The organism is Pseudomonas sp. MDT2-39-1 (genome assembly GCF_054898085.1).
Genome location: NZ_CM142716.1, coordinates 3,940,867 through 3,958,249, shown reverse-complemented (window position 1 = coordinate 3,958,249; position 17,383 = coordinate 3,940,867). Strand labels below are relative to the sequence as shown.

Annotated in this window: 13 protein-coding genes; 8 read left to right on the top strand and 5 right to left on the bottom strand. The window is 59.0% G+C overall.

The genetic code is table 11. From position 1 onward, the window contains the following. Positions 1 to 87: 87 nt before the first annotated feature. The 5 genes from ACYZTM_RS18605 to cobG all read right to left on the bottom strand — a co-directional run bounded on the left by ACYZTM_RS18605 (position 88) and on the right by cobG (position 11,908). Positions 88 to 7,131: a TcdA/TcdB pore-forming domain-containing protein gene (locus ACYZTM_RS18605; protein ID WP_461983953.1), complete on the bottom strand. Its 7,044-nt coding sequence runs from the start codon at positions 7,129 to 7,131 to the stop codon at positions 88 to 90. A gap of 419 nt (positions 7,132 to 7,550) precedes the next feature. After that, positions 7,551 to 9,251: a precorrin-3B C(17)-methyltransferase gene (gene cobJ, locus ACYZTM_RS18600; RefSeq protein WP_461983951.1), complete on the bottom strand. Its 1,701-nt coding sequence runs from the start codon at positions 9,249 to 9,251 to the stop codon at positions 7,551 to 7,553. Next, positions 9,251 to 9,982: a precorrin-2 C(20)-methyltransferase gene (locus tag ACYZTM_RS18595; protein WP_461989162.1), complete on the bottom strand. Its 732-nt coding sequence runs from the start codon at positions 9,980 to 9,982 to the stop codon at positions 9,251 to 9,253. The genes cobJ and ACYZTM_RS18595 overlap by 1 nt, the downstream gene beginning before the upstream one ends. Continuing rightward, the gene (locus ACYZTM_RS18590; protein ID WP_131058887.1) at positions 9,982 to 10,608 is read right to left on the bottom strand and encodes a precorrin-8X methylmutase; all 627 of its coding nucleotides are present in this window, start codon (positions 10,606 to 10,608) and stop codon (positions 9,982 to 9,984) included. The genes ACYZTM_RS18595 and ACYZTM_RS18590 overlap by 1 nt, the downstream gene beginning before the upstream one ends. Next, positions 10,601 to 11,908, bottom strand: coding sequence for a precorrin-3B synthase (gene cobG / locus ACYZTM_RS18585; protein WP_461983949.1), 1,308 nt, complete (start codon positions 11,906 to 11,908; stop codon positions 10,601 to 10,603). Before cobG ends, ACYZTM_RS18590 begins: the two co-directional genes overlap by 8 nt. Before the next feature lie 142 nt (positions 11,909 to 12,050). On the opposite strand from cobG, the gene cbiE reads away from it, so the two are divergent. The 8 genes from cbiE (at position 12,051) to ACYZTM_RS18545 (ending at position 17,308) form a co-directional block, all read left to right on the top strand. Beyond that, entirely contained in the window at positions 12,051 to 13,262 is a 1,212-nt protein-coding gene (cbiE, locus tag ACYZTM_RS18580; protein WP_131058885.1) for a precorrin-6y C5,15-methyltransferase (decarboxylating) subunit CbiE, read from the top strand. Next, positions 13,255 to 14,352 (top strand): cobalt-precorrin-5B (C(1))-methyltransferase, encoded by a 1,098-nt coding sequence (locus ACYZTM_RS18575; RefSeq protein ID WP_461983946.1) that lies wholly within the window; start codon positions 13,255 to 13,257, stop codon positions 14,350 to 14,352. Before cbiE ends, ACYZTM_RS18575 begins: the two co-directional genes overlap by 8 nt. Continuing rightward, on the top strand, positions 14,349 to 15,074 hold the full coding sequence (locus tag ACYZTM_RS18570; protein ID WP_131058883.1) for a cobalt-precorrin-6A reductase: 726 nt from the start codon (positions 14,349 to 14,351) through the stop codon (positions 15,072 to 15,074). Before ACYZTM_RS18575 ends, ACYZTM_RS18570 begins: the two co-directional genes overlap by 4 nt. A gap of 56 nt (positions 15,075 to 15,130) precedes the next feature. Beyond that, positions 15,131 to 15,466: a type II toxin-antitoxin system RelE/ParE family toxin gene (locus tag ACYZTM_RS18565; protein WP_461983944.1), complete on the top strand. Its 336-nt coding sequence runs from the start codon at positions 15,131 to 15,133 to the stop codon at positions 15,464 to 15,466. A gap of 4 nt (positions 15,467 to 15,470) precedes the next feature. Then, entirely contained in the window at positions 15,471 to 15,794 is a 324-nt protein-coding gene (locus ACYZTM_RS18560; RefSeq protein WP_461983942.1) for a helix-turn-helix domain-containing transcriptional regulator, read from the top strand. Between the two features lie 117 nt (positions 15,795 to 15,911). Continuing rightward, positions 15,912 to 16,310 (top strand): DUF2946 domain-containing protein, encoded by a 399-nt coding sequence (locus ACYZTM_RS18555; protein ID WP_461983940.1) that lies wholly within the window; start codon positions 15,912 to 15,914, stop codon positions 16,308 to 16,310. A gap of 48 nt (positions 16,311 to 16,358) precedes the next feature. Next, positions 16,359 to 16,838, top strand: coding sequence for a copper chaperone PCu(A)C (locus ACYZTM_RS18550; RefSeq protein WP_131058879.1), 480 nt, complete (start codon positions 16,359 to 16,361; stop codon positions 16,836 to 16,838). Positions 16,839 to 16,858: 20 nt separating this feature from the next. After that, positions 16,859 to 17,308: a DUF2946 domain-containing protein gene (locus ACYZTM_RS18545; protein ID WP_461983937.1), complete on the top strand. Its 450-nt coding sequence runs from the start codon at positions 16,859 to 16,861 to the stop codon at positions 17,306 to 17,308. Positions 17,309 to 17,383 lie beyond the last annotated feature (75 nt).

Genomic DNA, 17,383 nt, shown 5'->3' with positions numbered 1-17,383 from the left:
CGGCCTCAGGACGAGGCCGCCGACACTCACGAAGATTTCTTCTTCGTACTAACGAGGGCAGACACCCACTGGTCACCCCCTGTTTGTTTAGACCGAGTTCAACTTCTCGACGAGCGCCTTCAATTCAAGACTGCTTTCCTCCTGATCGAACAGGGTTTGCCACAGTTCATGGACGTTGACCTCAAGCGTACCGCCAAGGACTTTCACACTCAGTTTCAGCGACTGGGCCAATGCCCACTCCTCGGATTGCGCCGAACGAAAAACAAGGCTGCTGCCGTTGTCGGGGTCAGTGAACACCAGGTGTTTGTCCGCCCGGGCGACACGCCAGTTGTCCTGCGCTCCGGTGGCCAGAATCAGCTGCGTGGGCACAGCATCAACACCCGGCCAGGCAGTGCAATCGACCACAATGCAGTCGAAGTGCTGCCAGTCGGTTTCCGACACGTGATAAGTCGACCCCGTTTCAGCGCAGCCCAAAATCAATGTGCTGACACCGTCGGGCACCAGGGCCAGAAGATCTTTTACCTCTCCCGAAACTTCCAGCGTCATGACTTCACCCTCCCGGCTGGCCTTGTTCGCCGCGACCCACAGAACCTCACTGCTATTGCGGTTGAAAATCAAGCCGTCCACCGGATCAAACAACAGCGCAACGCGCCCTCGTTTCGTACCGAGGAAGTTCGCCCATTGCCCGTCAGCCCTACCGGAAATATCAAATACACGATTGAGTTCGGGTACGTAATAGGCGTAACGGTTGGTCGAATTCCCGATCGGCAGGTAAGGCGCATGTGCCTGACCGGACACTAAATCTTTCAGGCGACCCGCCAGTGCTTCAGTCGACTCCATGTAACGATAGGTCCAGGCGTACTCGACACTGATGATCCTTGCCGGTTCGTCTTCAATCAGTTCAAGATTGACCCCGTCACGGGTACGGCCACGCAAACCGGTGCCGTCGGACAGCACTTCAGAAAACGACCATGGGCTCCACACTTTTTCTGGTTGAGGGAGCGCCTCGGCATTGACCAGATGCAAGCCGTTGCCGAACGCGCGGCTCAACTGCTCAGGCTCGATAAACGCCTGACGAAAGAGCTGTCCAGCGGAAACATCCAACAGCCAGGCCGCCCGACCATCAGGTGTGGTTGCCACTAACCGCACTACCGATGCGGGCCCAAAATCTGCAATCAACCACTGACGGCCGGTATACCAGGCGCGCAACTTTCTATCCCTTGTACTGTTCTCTAAACCAAGAATGGCAACGCTCGACGCTAGATGGTCGTTGGCAACGGCTTCAACCGCTGTCCACCATTCAAAATCAAAGTCTATTGGCCCCTTGGCCTCATTCAGCCAGTCTGCGGTTATCGCAGCCAACTGCGATTGCCCTTGGTCATCGATATCGAAATAAAACCCCTCGAGGGTCAACGCGAGATAGCGACGCTCATTGGGCACGACCTCTATCACATTGTAGGGTTCGATAATCTCGGCCCGCACATTCACGGCGGTAGTGGCCGGGTCGATCTTCCGGCGATAAAGGGTACGATTGCGCTTGTCGAAAAACAGGAAGACATCGCCCGCACGTGTAGCGGGTGTCAGCAATGACGGACTCACCGCCGCCCCCGGCCCTTCGGTCTGCGGCACATCGGGCCCGATCAAAAGGCCATCTGCACCACGCACCCAAGTACTGACCGGATCCTTTTTACCCTCAAACAACGGGGTGATCGAGACAAACTCCGCCGGCTTGTAGTCCACGACCTTCACTTGGGTCAAAGGCCAAAGTTTCGAATCCGTGACCAATAACTCGTAATCCCAAAAGAAGTTTGACCACCCTTTCATCTCCTTCTTGAGCAACAGGCTTTGCTGACGCTCGGTCAGATGGCCGGCGATTGCCATCAACTTGACGTCCTCCTCACCTAACAGGTAGATCACCTCGGCTTCACGCCCTGTGCGCTGTGTCACCTGCTGAACGATGCGAATGACCCCGTGCCCTAGATCTTGAAACACCGAAATGTTCGAGCCGGGCACCGGATCCATCAGACGATAGAATCGATTGACCTGCCCCGTGACCACATCAGAACGCCAGACAAGCGCTTCGCGGGGACAAAAGAAATACGCCTGTCCTCCTATCACCTCGCCCAGGCTGACTTGATCCGCCAGCGCCGATGGCAGGTCTCGAGAGTAGATAAAGCGATCACGGGCCTGCTCATAAAAAGCCGTTGTGAGTTGTGGTTCTTGTGGGTCTGCGAACGGAACCGGGAAATTCTCTACCGCTGTGAACGGGCTGGCCAGACGATGGGTGCGGGCCAACTCCCTGACTCGGACCTGGACAGTCGCGATATCGACAGTCAGATCAGTCTCCAGCCGTTCGATCAACAACTTCCGATCCGTCCAGTCAACCCGATATGAATGATGCGAGGTCTGGATAACCAATTCAGGCGTATCCGTAACCTGGACGTTTATAGCCCCCAGCTTCAGCTGCCCCTCATCAACAACGACATCTGCTTCGTTTAACCAGAGCGCGCGCAAGGTCCAGGCCATGGGACGAGATTTTTGAACCTGGGACAGAGTCACCGATTGCACGCCCGGGTCAAGTGTCAACGCACAATAGCCACCCTCTCCTTCAATACTGTAAGACAACTTGCCGTGCAATGTTTTGGGCAGTTCGGGTACCAGCAACGAACGTGGCGCCTCATCGAGCAAGACCCTGATCGTTGTGTCGACCTCCACCGGATACAAGTTATGCAAAATGTATTCGGAGGGAAATTTGTAAAAGGTAAACCAGAACTGACGATTGCCTGCTGCGTCGTGTTCCAGTTTCAGGGCGGTTTCAAAATGCTCGGATCGCGTGGTCGATAACGGCAGCGCCGAGTAATCAAAGCCGAACCAGGTCTTGGCTACGCAGGGCAGGACGATGGTTTGAAAGGTCGACGGATCGGTGACCGTGGCATGCTCCGGCAACCCGAGACTTGTCCGGATATTAATGGCATTTGAACGATCAGGGTTCTGATCCGGCACATGCAACGTGGTGGTGGTGGCCGACAAAATCTCCTGGCTATCGAAGGTCATTCGCTTCCTGCGCAAATCGATCTCGCGAATGTCTGCGTATGGATTCGGATAAAACACACCCTCCCTGACCGAGTGCCCCCCCGTGCGATAGGCTTTGTCGACGCGGTTCAGGTACTGACCTACCCGCCGCCCTCGCTCCAACGTACCGTTGAACCCTTCTACCAGCGCGCCCACGCCAATGGCCAATCCGCCCAGAATCACTCCGGCGCCACCAAGAAATGCAGCCGTCGTAGTCGCACCGGCAAGTCCGGCGCCCACCCCGGCCACCGAAAGCCCCAGCCCTAGCGAATCGAACGCCAGTTGGGTAGCGTATTGAGCCCGTTGCAGATCGTCCCTGGCATTGGCCAGCAGATAGATATCGAAGCCCACCGTGGCGAGTTGCAACACGGTGGCCAGACCATCTCTGGCAATGTGTCCCAGCGCGTTGACCACCACCGAGGAGGTGGTCCGGGCCACCAGCTGTGCATCGCTCAACGCCACCTGGAACAACTTGACCAGCTCTACGACGTCGAGAAAATTACCGTGGACCAGTTGCGCGTAACTGAGGTAGCCATGCATTCGCACGGCAGTCGTCAGGCTCCGGTCTTCATTGATGTCGCCGACCTGCTCATGGGTTTTGAGCGCCAACAGCAACGCCTGAACTGTAAAGGCCGCATTCAAGGTATGCACGGCACTGACGTCAGTCGGGTCAACCTTGCCCGGAACGGACGGCTTTACTGAAAGGGTCTGGAAGGTTTCTGTCAGATAGGAACGGATTCGCGACAAAACGCCATCTGCGCTGGAGACCCGGACCGTGCGCGCAGGGTCCTTGATATTGACCAGGCTGATATCATATCGACCGCCTGGCACCTCTCGGACGCTGTCGAACACCGGAACGTATTCTTTCCCAAGGTTGCTTTCCGTGCGAAGACGATCAGTGCTCTGCTGAATTTGCTGCGCCCAGTGGCGGGTATCCAGCTCGTTCAAACCGCGCCCCAATCGGGCATTTTCCGACAACGAACGGGCCCTCAATGCGGCTTGATGTTCCCATGGCGTCACGGTCACACCGGCACTGATCGGGTCATGGCTCAGCAAGCCCGACACATTATTGCGCGACGGTAGCCGCTGATCTGCAATGAGCGGGCCATTGAGGTCAACGACGTTGAAAGCAGCGTCCTTCAGTTGACCGATGTCATACAGTCTGGCGAGCTCGGGATTGCCAAGAAACTGCTCTAGACCCAGTCGCAGGTTCTGAACCTGTTCAAACCCGAAGACACCGAAGTTCGGATCATAAAAGCGGTAGCCCATCGACGCCCCATCAACCACTTTTGCGACCAGCAGGGAATGGCTTTCGGTGTTAAGCATCAGTGTGCTGGTGGAAGTCCTGGCTTCCAGTGTTTGCAGGATCTGGTCCAGCCGGGACGCACCCAACAAAGTGCCGGAGCGCGCCATCGGTACCGTGCGCAGCTCATCGAGGGTTGTGAGAAATGCATGGGTTTCATTGGCGTCGGGCGAGAGGTTGGCATTGGCCAGTCTGCCGCTCAAAGCGTCCACGGCAGAGGTGCCCTTTTCGAGGGCCGCTGCCATGGCCAACACCAGTGGATAACAACGCCTTCCGGGATCGCCTTCACCCCTGATCAGCAATCCCTGAGGCATTAACCTCCCGCTGGAAGCGCCCTGTGCAATGAAGGTTTCCAGCACCGTGGCACTGCGCTCGAAAATAACGTGACGCAGCTCGTATTGGGCCTGGAGCTGGATCCCGGCAATGTGCTCACCCCATTGACGTATGCTCAATGGTTCAGCGAAGGCCAGACCTTTGAGCACCGCAGACTTTTCCGTGGTTCGCGTGTCAGGCACGGGTGTATTGAAGCCAGCCTCAAATGCCGCGCTGTTCTGCTCACGAAGGGTCTGCTCAATCTGTTCGTAGCGCGCACCGAGTCCACGATCCTGGGTGTTGCCGGCGAGGGAACGGGTTGCCTCCCAGGCATCAGCGAAGCCCTCGATGTCCAGAGTTGTCGCGCCAAACAGTCCACCGAACACCAAGCGGTGCAGGGGGCTCAATTGCTCAACAGGCAACTTGTTGCCGGCGATCCGTGTCAGCGCTTCATTCAGATTACCGAACAGCTCGGCGCCTACCGATGGCGGCAGCTCAAGGGCGGGCTGCGCCAGGATCATCTGACGCTGTTCGAAGCTGAGGGCGATACGTCTACCGACGGGGATGTCGCCACTCAATTTGTCATTCATCGCACGGATGAACGGCGCGCCCAAATCATCGAGCAATTGTTGCAGAACCGACGTCAACAATACCTGTTTGCCCTCAATGACCGGCCAGCCTTGTTTGAAGGTGAGCGTTTGCTCTTTCAGCAACTCCGTCACATTGCCGATGTAACGAGATTTGAGTTTGCCTGTCTTCCATTTTTCATTTTCTTTTGCCAGCCACTCGTCCTCAGAACCATTGACCGTCCAGCCAGAAACCATTTCTTCTTCGGTGTAGACGTTATAACCCTCGGTCAATTTCAGCCGTGTACGAACCGCCTCCAGATGATCGGGCTCAAGGTGCTTCAACATATAATTAAGCAACCCGCTCGAAGCGGCGCCAGGCCCGGTCAGGGTAATAGTGCCTCTAGCGCCAATGCGAATCCCGTCCTGGTAATACGTGCCAATGGCTTCGACAAGTTTGCTCGTAGAGAAATTAATTGATGCCGGGAACTTCCCTTCAGCCTGTTTTTTCTCAACGACACTCAGAATGACGTCATATAACCGATTTTTATCATCCGGGGTTATACCTTCCGTGCTGAGTTGGCGTTCAACCTCGTGCAGGCAGTCATAATTCAACCGAATCATTTGCATGATGGCTTGAGTCATTCCGCTGCCCGGATGAGCCAGAAAATGAGCGTTCATTTCACCCGCACTGGGTGACCCGAATGCAGTGCCCATGCGAAACCCGTCCCGCGGCACCAAACTTTCCTTCGGGGCAGTAAAGACTTCGCCAATATTAGGTTTGCTGCGGGCGAACGTAAGCAGTGCTTCTTTATGCTCGGCGGGAATTCTGCCAGTTCTATCAGCATAGCGTTGTTGATCGCGACCAGGCATCAAAGCGTCGTTATGATTTAGCAGAAGTTGCAGCACGCCGATTCGTGCTTGCTCGTCAAATCCACTGATATCAACTCCACCCGGCTTTTCGACCAAGGGTGGCAAATAGTCCATGTCACTGTAACGCCCCCCTTCCAGATACTCGGCCTGTAAACGGACAACATCGCTGGCCGCGGCAAAGTTGCCGCGCATGGCGACCTCACGCTGATAGACATCCCGTAGAAAGTGACCGGCAAATTCATGGCGAACATCGCGCAACTGCAGATCAGGCCCGATCATGGACGTATGACTGTCAAGACACCGCTGGCGGAAAGCCTCAAGAATCGCTCGATCCTTGCCATAGGCTTGAACCATCAGGTCAATTCGCGCCTCATCTGCCCGGCCAGCCCATTGTGCTTGATTGAGATGATCCGCCATCTGCAGCTTCAGCACCCGCGCACGATCTTCAATCATTTGCGACAGATTGGCGGGCCTCGTCACCCGATCCCCTCCTGACGCCATCGCATGAACTCTGGCACTGTCAAGAATCACCCGATTCATTTCAAAGGCCAATAATGCGTCGCTGTCGTACCAAAGATTGAATTTGTAATTCTGCGCCGCCAGCATTTCTCGCCAGATATTCATGTAGTCCCGCTGAATAGCGCCGACCTCACTGCCACCTACCCATACAAAGTGCATGATCCTGGGCACGGGATCAGCCACTGTTGAAAGCATGGCCACAGTATTTGCGAGTCTGGATGTATATCGTGTTAGCCCGGCATATGCCTGTTCGAGCAAAGGCAAAGGTTTCGACTTTTGACGAAGCAACGATTCAAATGTGCTTTGGAACAACTTAACCGGCATCAGCTTTTCATTGGGATCATTAATTTCAACGGCGGCCTGATAATACCTCTCTAACGCTTCATACTCTGCGCTCTCAAAAAACTCGCTGAAGCCGCCTTTAATTTTCGAAAACTCTGCGACCGAGGGGAAACCATGACCATGCGCAGCGCTTGTCCAATTCATTACATTCACATCCTTGCTCCAGTATTGGCAGAACTGCCATTCAAGCACGCGAACTCGCTCGCGCATTCAACATTGGCAAGCGCCGTAATCAAATAGAACCTCAGCTGGCTTATGACTCATCACCGTGAAGACGAGCCACTGGTCAACATTCTAAATACCACGCAACGCGCACAACTTGAGAGCAAGCTATTGCAAAAGAGACAGCCATTCAAACTCAACAAACTTCAAATAATGTCATATGAAACATCAAATAACATTCAACTACAGCATCCCGACGATGCTGTACCTATAAATCGTTAAAAAACGACCTATAAAAAAGGCCGTGAACTAGAGAGTCCACGACCTTCTGTAACGACACGACTTGAATGCAGTTCAGGTTCTCCACCTGTAAAACACTCGATCGTTAGACCGCATAGTCATCAGGACGGCGGCTTTGTACCGTACCACCGCGGGGTGTACACCCATTCGCCGCCTTCGGCGCGAGGGAAGGTGCAGGTAGTGGACGAGCCGATCAGCACCATGGTGCGCATGTCCACCTGATCCGCGGTCAACTGCCCCAAAGTGATAACGCGCAGGGTCTGGCCCGGACGACCGACATCTCGCCCCAACACCACCGGTGTTTCGCCATTGCGGTGCTGCGCGACAATCTCTAGTGCTCGCCCTAATTGCCAAGGTCGCGAACGCGAGATCGGGTTGTAGAACGCCAACGCCAGGTCGGCTTGAGACGCCAAATCCAGACGTTTCTCGATGATCGACCATGGCTTGAGGTTGTCCGACAGCGACATCACGCAGAAGTCATGTCCCAGTGGCGCGCCGGCCTGGGCCGCCGTTGCCAGGGACGCAGAGACGCCCGGTAAAATCTCCAGATCAAGGCTGTGCCAGCTCGGATCGCTCGACTCGTGCAATGCTTCGAGCACCGCCGCCGCCATGGCGAATACGCCCGGATCCCCCGACGAAACCACCACCACCGAACGCCCCTGAGCCGCCAGTTCAAAGGCGTGGCGAGCGCGCTGCATTTCCTCGCGGTTGTCAGTGCAATGCAGCACTTGATCATCGCGGAACGGCCCGGCCATGCGCACGTAGGTTTCATAACCCAGCACGTCATTGGCCCGCGCCAGTTCTGCCTTGACCGCCGGCACCATCAGTTCAGCGGCGCCAGGGCCCAGGCCGATCACGGCCAAACGACCGCGCGCGCGACCGATCTGTGCAAGCTCCAGCGGCTGACTGGTCACCGCGATGGCGATGCCGGTATCTGCCGACAGGACGGTAGCGTTCGGCACTGTGCGGGCCAGCTCACTGACGCCGCCGCTGACCGAGGCAAACCGCAGCGGCACGCCCAGTTCAAGCGCGGCTTCGCGCAACGCAGGACTGGCCATGAGCAGATCGCTGGCCAGCAGGCAGGCCAGCGACTGCGCAGCGATGTTCGCCTGATGCAGCGCTGCGCGAATCGCATTCGGCAAATCCGCCACTTCGGCGTTCACCGCCACCAGCACGCTACGCGGGTAGATCAACAATTCATTGGCCGACGGTGTGCGTTCGGCACTGCCGACGTGGATCGACAACTGCGCCTGCGGGTCTTCCGGTAACTGCGCTTGCGCAAGCCACGGCGCGGCGCCTTCGATGCGCACACTTTGGCCGGCGAGCAAATCCGAGACGAAGCGCTTGCCCAGTTCCAGATCACCGAGGGCGTAACCGCTGGGTGGATTGAGCAGGCAGGTGCCGAAGCGCAATTCACCGCTGGTGGTGATCGCCGCAGCGACCTCGAGACTGGCTGCAATCTCCCGCGCCATGACGTTCACGCCACCGAGGCCGCCGAGCAGCGGCACCACGGCGCTACCGTCTTCGGCTACGGCCAGCACCGGTGGCTCCGCGCCCTTCTCCAGCAGCAACGGCGCCAACGTGCGGATCACGATGCCCGCTGCGCACAAGGCAATAATGGGAGTGTCTTGCTGATAAAGCTCGCGCAAGGTCGCGCCGAACTCGTGATAGACACGATCCGCGCCTTCAACCCGTTCGGCCAGGCCGTGGATCAAGGCGCCGGGGTAGACCTGCTGGATCTTGCGCGCGGTCGCGAGGCTGCCATTGCCAAGAATGACAATCGCCGGAACTGGACGGGCCATCAGCCTTGCCACCGTTCGCCTGGAACAATGATCAACGAGAAGTACGGCGAGGACATCGGCTCGACCTGATCCAGCGCAACGATCTTCTGATTGGCCATGGTCGCGCGCTCGACGTACAGCGCACGCTCTGCCAGACCGAGTTCTTCGAGCACCTGACGGACCTTGGGAAAATTGCGCCCCAGCTTCATGATCACCGCCGCATCGGCATCGGCCAGCCGACGTTTGAGGTCCTCGTGAGGCAGCACGCCGGACAGCACCGACAGGCTCTGATTGCGATACACCAACGGCGCGCCCAGTACCGAAGCGCCGCCGAGCATCGAGCAAACACCTGGTACGACTTCGGCTTCGTAGCGTTCGGCCAGTCGATCGTGCAGGTACATGTAGGAACCATAGAAGAACGGATCGCCTTCGCAGATCACGGCCACGTCACGACCGGCATCCAGATGCGCGGCGAGTTCTTCGCCCGCCGCATCGTAGAAATCGCTGATCACTTGCTCGTACGACAGCGGGGCCGGCAGCGCTTCGGTGGTCACCGGGTACACCAGCGGCAACAGCGTTTGCGCGTCCTGCAAATGCGCTTCGATGATGCCGAAGGCGTTGCCCTTTTTTCCCTTCGCGACGAAGTACGCCACCACGGGCGATTCGCGCAGCAGGCGCAGGGCTTTGACGGTAATCAGTTCCGGATCACCGGGGCCGACGCCCAGGCCGATCAAGCGTCCAGGTGACTGCATCATTCGATCTCCGTGGCGAGGGCGTTGACGGCGGCGGCGGCCATGGCGCTACCGCCCAGCCGGCCTTGCATGATGACAAACGGCACGCCGCGACTGTCTGCCGCCAGCGCTGCCTTGGATTCGGCGGCGCCGACGAAGCCGACCGGGAAGCCGAGGATCAACGCCGGTTTCGGTGCGCCGGCATCGAGCATTTCCAAAAGATAGAACAGAGCGGTCGGTGCGTTGCCGATCACCACCACGCTGCCTTCCAGATGCGGGCGCCACAGTTCCAGCGCGGCGGCGGAACGGGTGTTGCCCAACTCACGTGCGAGTTCTGGAACGCTTTCATCGCGCAGGGTGCAGATCACCTGGTTGTTGGCCGGCAAACGCGTGCGGGTCACGCCTTCGCTGACCATTCGCGCATCGCACAGAATCGGCGCGCCGGCGGCCAGCGCCTCACGCCCGGCCTTGCCCGCGCCTGCGGAAAATTGCAGCCCGTCGATGGCATCGACCATGCCGCAGGCGTGGATCACCCGCACCGCGAGTTTTTCCAGATCGGCCGGGATTCGCTCGAGGTTGGCCTCGGCACGAATGATCGCGAAGGAGTTGCGATAGATCTCCTGACCGTCGCGGATGTAATCAAGCATCAAGGGGGCTCCGTGAGCGGGCGTCGAGCAAGGCCGCGACCGCTTCAATAGTAAGATTGCGTGCGTGCAGCGCGCCGAAACCCGGCTGCGCTGCATCGCGAAAATAGAGGTCGTAGTGACCGAGAGAAACCGCCAGCAAAGTGACCGGTGCGATGTGCGCGGCCGCGCAGGAACGCTGGCAGCCGGACAGGTGTACGTTCAGCGCCTGGCCGTGGCGTTGCAGCAGCGCCGCCAGTTGTCGGGCATCGACCTTGGTGTCGGCCAGGCCTTTGCCGCAGCCGGTCGAGCCGGTGCAGGCGATGAGGTGCGCCAGGGCATCATCGGTCGAACAACGCAGGTCGAGGTGTTCGAGGCTGTGGATAACGTGAGGCGCATCGTCGCCAAAGACACCGGGCAATAACAGGCTCTGCCAAGGCGTGAAACGCAACGTGCCGTCGCCCTGTTCGCGCGCCAGTTGTGCGGCGCCCCTGAGCATCGCCGGATTCAGGCGGCCCAGCGGAGGCACAGCACCGATGTAGAAACGCCCGGCGTCACGCTGTGGATGGGTGCCGATGTGCAGGGCGCCTGGAGTTGCCTCGCGCTGCCAAGCCTTGATGGACATCAACGGCACACGCTCGGCGAGGCGTGCGAGAAACGTGTCGAGCGAACACTCGGCGAGCAGGTGCCGCATGCGGGTCTGCTCGGGGCGTGCCAATTCCAGGAACAACTCCAGCACCGCGACCACCAATGCATGGCCCTGCTCCAGCAACACCGCGCCTACGGGCGCGTCGACAAGGCAACCCGCCAGACCGAATGCAAACACCCGCGTACCGTCTCGTTCAGCTGCGGACAACCAAAGATCATGGGGATGCTCGAGCATCACCAGACGTTCGCCGCCATCCAGTTGCACGGCGAACTTGGCGCTGAGGTCGTGGAAGCGTTCATCGCTTTGCAGCGTCGTGAGGATCTGCTCAGCCAGCGGGCGCGTATCGACCAGCATCTGTTGATCAATGCCGGCGCCGGGGCTGAGCATCAGATTGCGCACATCGTCGCCCGCCGCGCTGCTCGGGCCGAGACCCGCCAACATCAAACTGTCGATCAACGCGCCGTGCTCACGGCCTATCCCGCGGATTTGCAGGTTGGCGCGGTTGGTTGCCTCGATCACCCCGCCAGCGAATCGCTCGGCGGCATCGGCCACTGCTTCGGCCTGAGCCACGCTGATCGAACCGCCATTCAACTTGATTCGGCAGATGCCGCCATCCAGCGCCTGGACAATACGCAGCAATCCCGGGCAGGCCGAGGGGCGTAAGGCTGAGGACATCGGGCGTTCGTTCAAGGGGGCGACCGGCAATGGGGAAAGACGCTTCGCGGGCGAAGGCGCGGTATTATGCCTGCTTTGTTCGACGGCATGAAAAGCCTGCCCGTCGGAACAGCTCGTTTGAGACTATTTTTGAGGGCTACAGATGTCACCCTGGCTGACAGTAGTGGGAATCGGTGAAGACGGCTTCAAGGGCCTGGGCAAAAACGCCCGGCATGGCCTGTTGCGCGCTTCGCGGATCGTTGGCAGTCAGCGACAACTGGATTTGCTGCCGGCCTGCATCCGTGGCGAGCGGCAGTTGTGGCCCAGTCCGTTTTCCCTCGACCCTTTGCTCGCGCTTCGCGGCGAACCCGTCTGCGTGCTGGCCAGTGGTGATCCAATGTTCTTTGGCGTCGGTGCCAGCCTTGCGCGGCAAATGCCCAACGATGAAATGCTGATCCTGCCCGCGCCCTCCTCCTGCTCGCTTGCAGCGGCACGAATGGGCTGGCCGTTGCAGGAGGTGGTGACACTTTCGGTGGTTGCGCGGCCCATCACCGCACTGAACGCGCAGTTGTTCAGCGGCGTGCGTTTGCTGGTGCTGAGCAACGATGGCCAAAGCCCGGCCGCCATTGCGGCACTGCTGCGTGAAAGCGGTTTCGGTCCGAGCCGTCTCAGCGTGCTGGAGCATCTGGGCGGCACAGCCGAACGGCGCATCGATGGTGTGGCCAATGACTGGAACGCTCCATCGGTCGCCGATCTGAACCTGATCGCCATCGAGTGCATCGCCGAGCCGAACGCTCCACGCCTCTCGCGACTGGCCGGCCTGCCAGACTCGGCCTTCAAGCACGACGGTCAACTGACCAAACGCGATGTCCGTGCGATCACGCTTGCGCGCCTCGCCCCGGTCCCCGGCGAACTGCTGTGGGATGTCGGCGCCGGCAGCGGCTCGATCGGCATCGAATGGATGCGCGCTCACCCCAGTTGCCGAACGATGGCGATCGAAGCCGATGACGGTCGGCAACAGCTGATCGAACACAACCGCGATGCCCTCGGCGTGCCCGGTTTACAGCTGATTCGCGGCAGTGCACCACAGGCCCTGGCCGGGCTCGAACGTCCGGATGCGATTTTTATCGGCGGCGGGGTCACCCGTGACGGGGTGCTCGACACCTGTTGGGCTCAGCTCAAACCCGGCGGCCGACTGATCGCCAACGCCGTCACGCTGCAAAGCGAAGTAACCCTGATGGCCTGGCGCGAACGCCACGGTGGTGAGCTGACCCGCATTCACGTCGCCCAAGCCCAGCCCCTCGGAGAGTTCGACACTTGGCGTCAGGCGTTGCCGATTACCTTGCTGGACGTGACGAAGCCCTTCGATGCGTGACGAAACCGCCGAACAACCCGCCCCGCTGCGCAGCGGCCTGACCACGGGCAGCTGCGCCACCGCGACCAGTCTCGCGGCGGCGCGTTTGTTGTTGAGCGGGATGAGCGCGGACGCCGTGGAAATCGTTCTGCCCAAGGGCAAACAGGTACAGATGCGCCTGGAGTTCTGCCGATTGATCGACGACGGCGCCGAAGCCGGGACGATCAAGGATGCCGGGGATGACCCGGACGTGACCCATGGCGCCCTGTTGTATTCCCAAGTGCGACTGAGCCACGAGCCGGGCATCCGTTTCAGCGCCGGCCGTGGCGTCGGCACGGTCACCCGGCCAGGCCTGGTACTGGGTGTCGGCGAGCCGGCGATCAACCCGGTGCCGCGCAAAATGATCACTCAGCATCTGACGTTGCTGGCCGAAGAGCTCGGCTTCAGCGGCGGCTTTGAGGTCACGGTCAACGTCGAGGACGGCGAAGCGTTAGCCTTGAAAACCATGAACCCGCGACTCGGCATTCTTGGCGGGCTGTCGATCCTCGGCACCAGCGGCATCGTCCGGCCGTTTTCCTGCGCGGCCTACATCGCCTCGATTCACCAGGGCATCGATGTCGCCAAAACCAACGGTTACCTGCACATCGCCGCGTGTACCGGCAACGCCAGCGAAGACACCATGCGCCGCGTCTACGACCTGCCGGAAATCGCCCTGATCGAAATGGGCGACTTCGTCGGCGCCGTGCTCAAACACTTGCGCAAAGTGCCTGTGGATAAGCTCAGCCTGTGCGGCGGCTTCGGCAAGATCAGCAAACTGGCGGCCGGGCATATGGATTTACACAGCCGGCATTCCAGTATCGACCTGCCGCAACTGGCCGAATGGGCCGCCGCGATGGGTGCCGATGAGGCGTTGCAGCAAGGCATTCGCGAAGCCAATACCAGTCAGCAAGCCTTGGCGATGGCCAGCGCGGCGGGCATCGCCCTTGGTGACGCGGTCTGCCAGCACGCGTTGGATTTTGCCCGCAGCGTGGTGCCGGCACAGGTGCAAGTCGAGGTGTTTGCCATTGATCGCCAGGGCGGGATTGTCGGCCATGCGGGAGCTTTTCAATGAAACGAATCTTGCTGCTCGGCGGCGTGACGGAAGCCCTGGCCATCGCCCGCACGCTGGGGCCAGAACACATTTACAGCTTGGCCGGTGTCGGTCGAGTGCCGACGGACCTGACCTGTGAGGTTCGCGTCGGCGGCTACGGCGGTGCCGAAGGCCTGGCACAGTTCATTCGCGATGAAGGGATCGACCTGTTGCTGGACGCGACCCATCCCTACGCCGCACAAATCAGTCACAACGCCACGACTGCCGCGCAGCTGAGCGGCATTGCATGCTGGGCGTTGCGCCGCCCGGCCTGGCAGCCACAGACCGGGGATGACTGGCGGGACATCAGTGACTGGGCCGAACTGATCGAAGCCCTGAAACCCTTCCACCGACCGCTGTTCACCCTCGGCCGCGAACCGTTGCAGCACCTGCACGAAATCCCACCGGAGCAATTCTGGACCTTGCGTGCACTGGACGTTTACCCCGGTAATGAACGCTGCGAAGTCATCGGCGCACGCGGGCCGTTTCTGATCGAGGATGAACGGGAGCTGTTTGAACGTCGGCAGATTGATGTGTTGATCAGCAAGAACAGCGGCAGCACGGCGACCGAACCGAAGCTGGAAGTGGCACGAGAGCGTGGGGTGCCGGTGATTGTGTTGCAGCGGCCGATGTTGCCGGGGGTGGATCGGGAGCTACTGACGCTTCAAGAAACACTTGATGCGTTGGCCACCTTTGTTCAATAAGGCAGGATCGCTGGCTTGCATGATAAGTAACTTATTTGTTACCTTCAGGGCCGTCTGTGATCACACTCGAAGAATATTTGCAGGAAAACGAAACAAGCCCCTTTGGACGTTGGTTTTCCACCTTAAATAAGCAGGCAGCGTTTAAGGTATCTACTGCCTTGGTCCGACTGGAGCTGGGCAATACTTCCAATATCAAGTGGCTTGAAGGTCTCGGCGAATACCGAATAAATTGGGACCCAGGCTACAGAATCTATCTTATTCAAGAGGGAAAACGCCTGATCATCCTTTTTGGTGGCGGCGATAAGTCCACCCAAAAGGCCGACATCAAACAGGCAAAAACACTGATAGCTGAATTTAGAACCCGTAAGAAAGCTGAACGAACCCGGAGATAAAGTCATGGCGCTCACCCGAAGCTACAAACACACCATCGCCGAGCGTGCCCAGCGTGATCCCGAGTTCGCTCAGGCATTGTTGGATGAGGCTGCTACTCTGTTTCTTAATGGTGAACCTGAAATGGCCAGGATCACTTTGCGCGATCTCGTCAACGCCACCGTTGGTTTTGAAGAGCTGGCGAAGGAAACAGCAAAACCAAGCAAAAGTCTCCATCGAATGTTGTCTGCCAAGGGCAACCCGAGCATGGATAACCTGGCTGCGATATTTGCCGTAATTCGCGCTACGCTTGGGGTAGATATGCAAGTGCATGCGGTACGTGCGCACTGATGGAACGAAAAAAAACTGTTTTTCCTGCGACACCACACCGCACGCTGCTTTTTTACTTATCGGCCCTGATCAGGCTAAATAGCCGCGCCTGATCGCCCACCCAACGGATTTTGTCCCATGTCCCGACAACGGCTCGCAATTGCCTGGATCGCCTGCTTCGCAGTGCTGTTCAATATGCTCGCCATGCCGATGACCGGAGCCATGGCGCAGTCGGCGAAATCACCCGCCGAGCAATTGTTGTGGGGCAGTTTTTGTACGTCCAGCGGCACGAAGATGGTGGCGATTTCTCTGGGCGACCTCGAGCAGAAAGCTCCGCAGAACGACGATCATTCCAACATGCAGCATTGCTGGTGCTGCTCCGGTTCCGCACCGCTGGTGGCGTTACCCGGGCATGTGCCGCAGCTGTATTTCGCCCGTTTCGATGCCAATCGAAGCGTGCCTGCAACCTCTCTTGAAACACCCACCCCGCGCCAGCAATGGCCGTGCCTCAACCCCCGCGCGTCCCCTCTGGTGTGATTCTTTCTCGCAATTGACCTGCGTCTTGAATCGCTCTGGAGAACTGCCATGTTGAACAAACTCATCGTTCTGGCTGCGTTGCTGCTGCCTGCCTGCTTTGCCAATGCCCATGAATACAAGGCGGGCGAACTGGAGATCGCTCACCCGTGGTCGCAGGAGTTGCCGCCGAACGCGCCAACCGTAGCGGCCTATTTTGTCATTCAGAACCCAGGCAAAACCGCTGACCGCCTGCTCAGCGTCGACTCGCCGATTGCAGGTATTGCTCAATTGCATGAGCACATCATGCAAAACGATCTGATGAAAATGCAGCAAGTGCCGAACGTCGATGTTCCTGCCGGTGGCAATGTCACGTTTGCGCCGATGGCCTATCACGTGATGTTGCTGGAGTTGAAAGACCGCAGCCTGCTGAGCGACGGCAAACGCTTCCCGCTGACCCTGCACTTCGAAAAATCCGGTGACGTGACGGTCGAAGTCTCGGTGCAGAAGAAGCCGCCGGAAGACATGAAAATGCACGCCCACGCCCAGTAACCGACTGAGCAGAAAACGCCATGCGCCCGCTTAGCGCCAGGTCATCCGCACACCGTCGTCAGTCGTCAAGCCTGACGCACGGCAGCTGGATCAGCCTGTTCGCCATGCTGATGATCTTTATCGGCCCGCTGATTTCTCAGTCGATGCCGATGGATCAACGCGCCTCGTCGATGTCGATGAGCCTGTCGATGGACATGAGCATGGACATGTCGGCCATGGAGCACGCCGACCACGGCGCGCAACCCGCCGCCGAACACTGCCCGCCCAAAGCCTCGCACCATGTGCTCTGGGAAAAATGCGGCTATTGCAGCCTGTTGTTCAATTGCCCGGCGCTCACCGGCGGCCAGACCTTCGCCGCGTTCGACACGCCAGCAGCCACCACCTTCACCACACCCTCCCCTCGCCTGGGCCATGCCCGGCAAACCTTCTTCCCTGGCGCCCGAACCCGCGCGCCACCCATCGTCACGTAAACACGCACCTCCGATTTCACACGGTTTCGAAGACAGCCACAGGCTGCCGGCCGTGTCGTTTACGACTGTTCGATG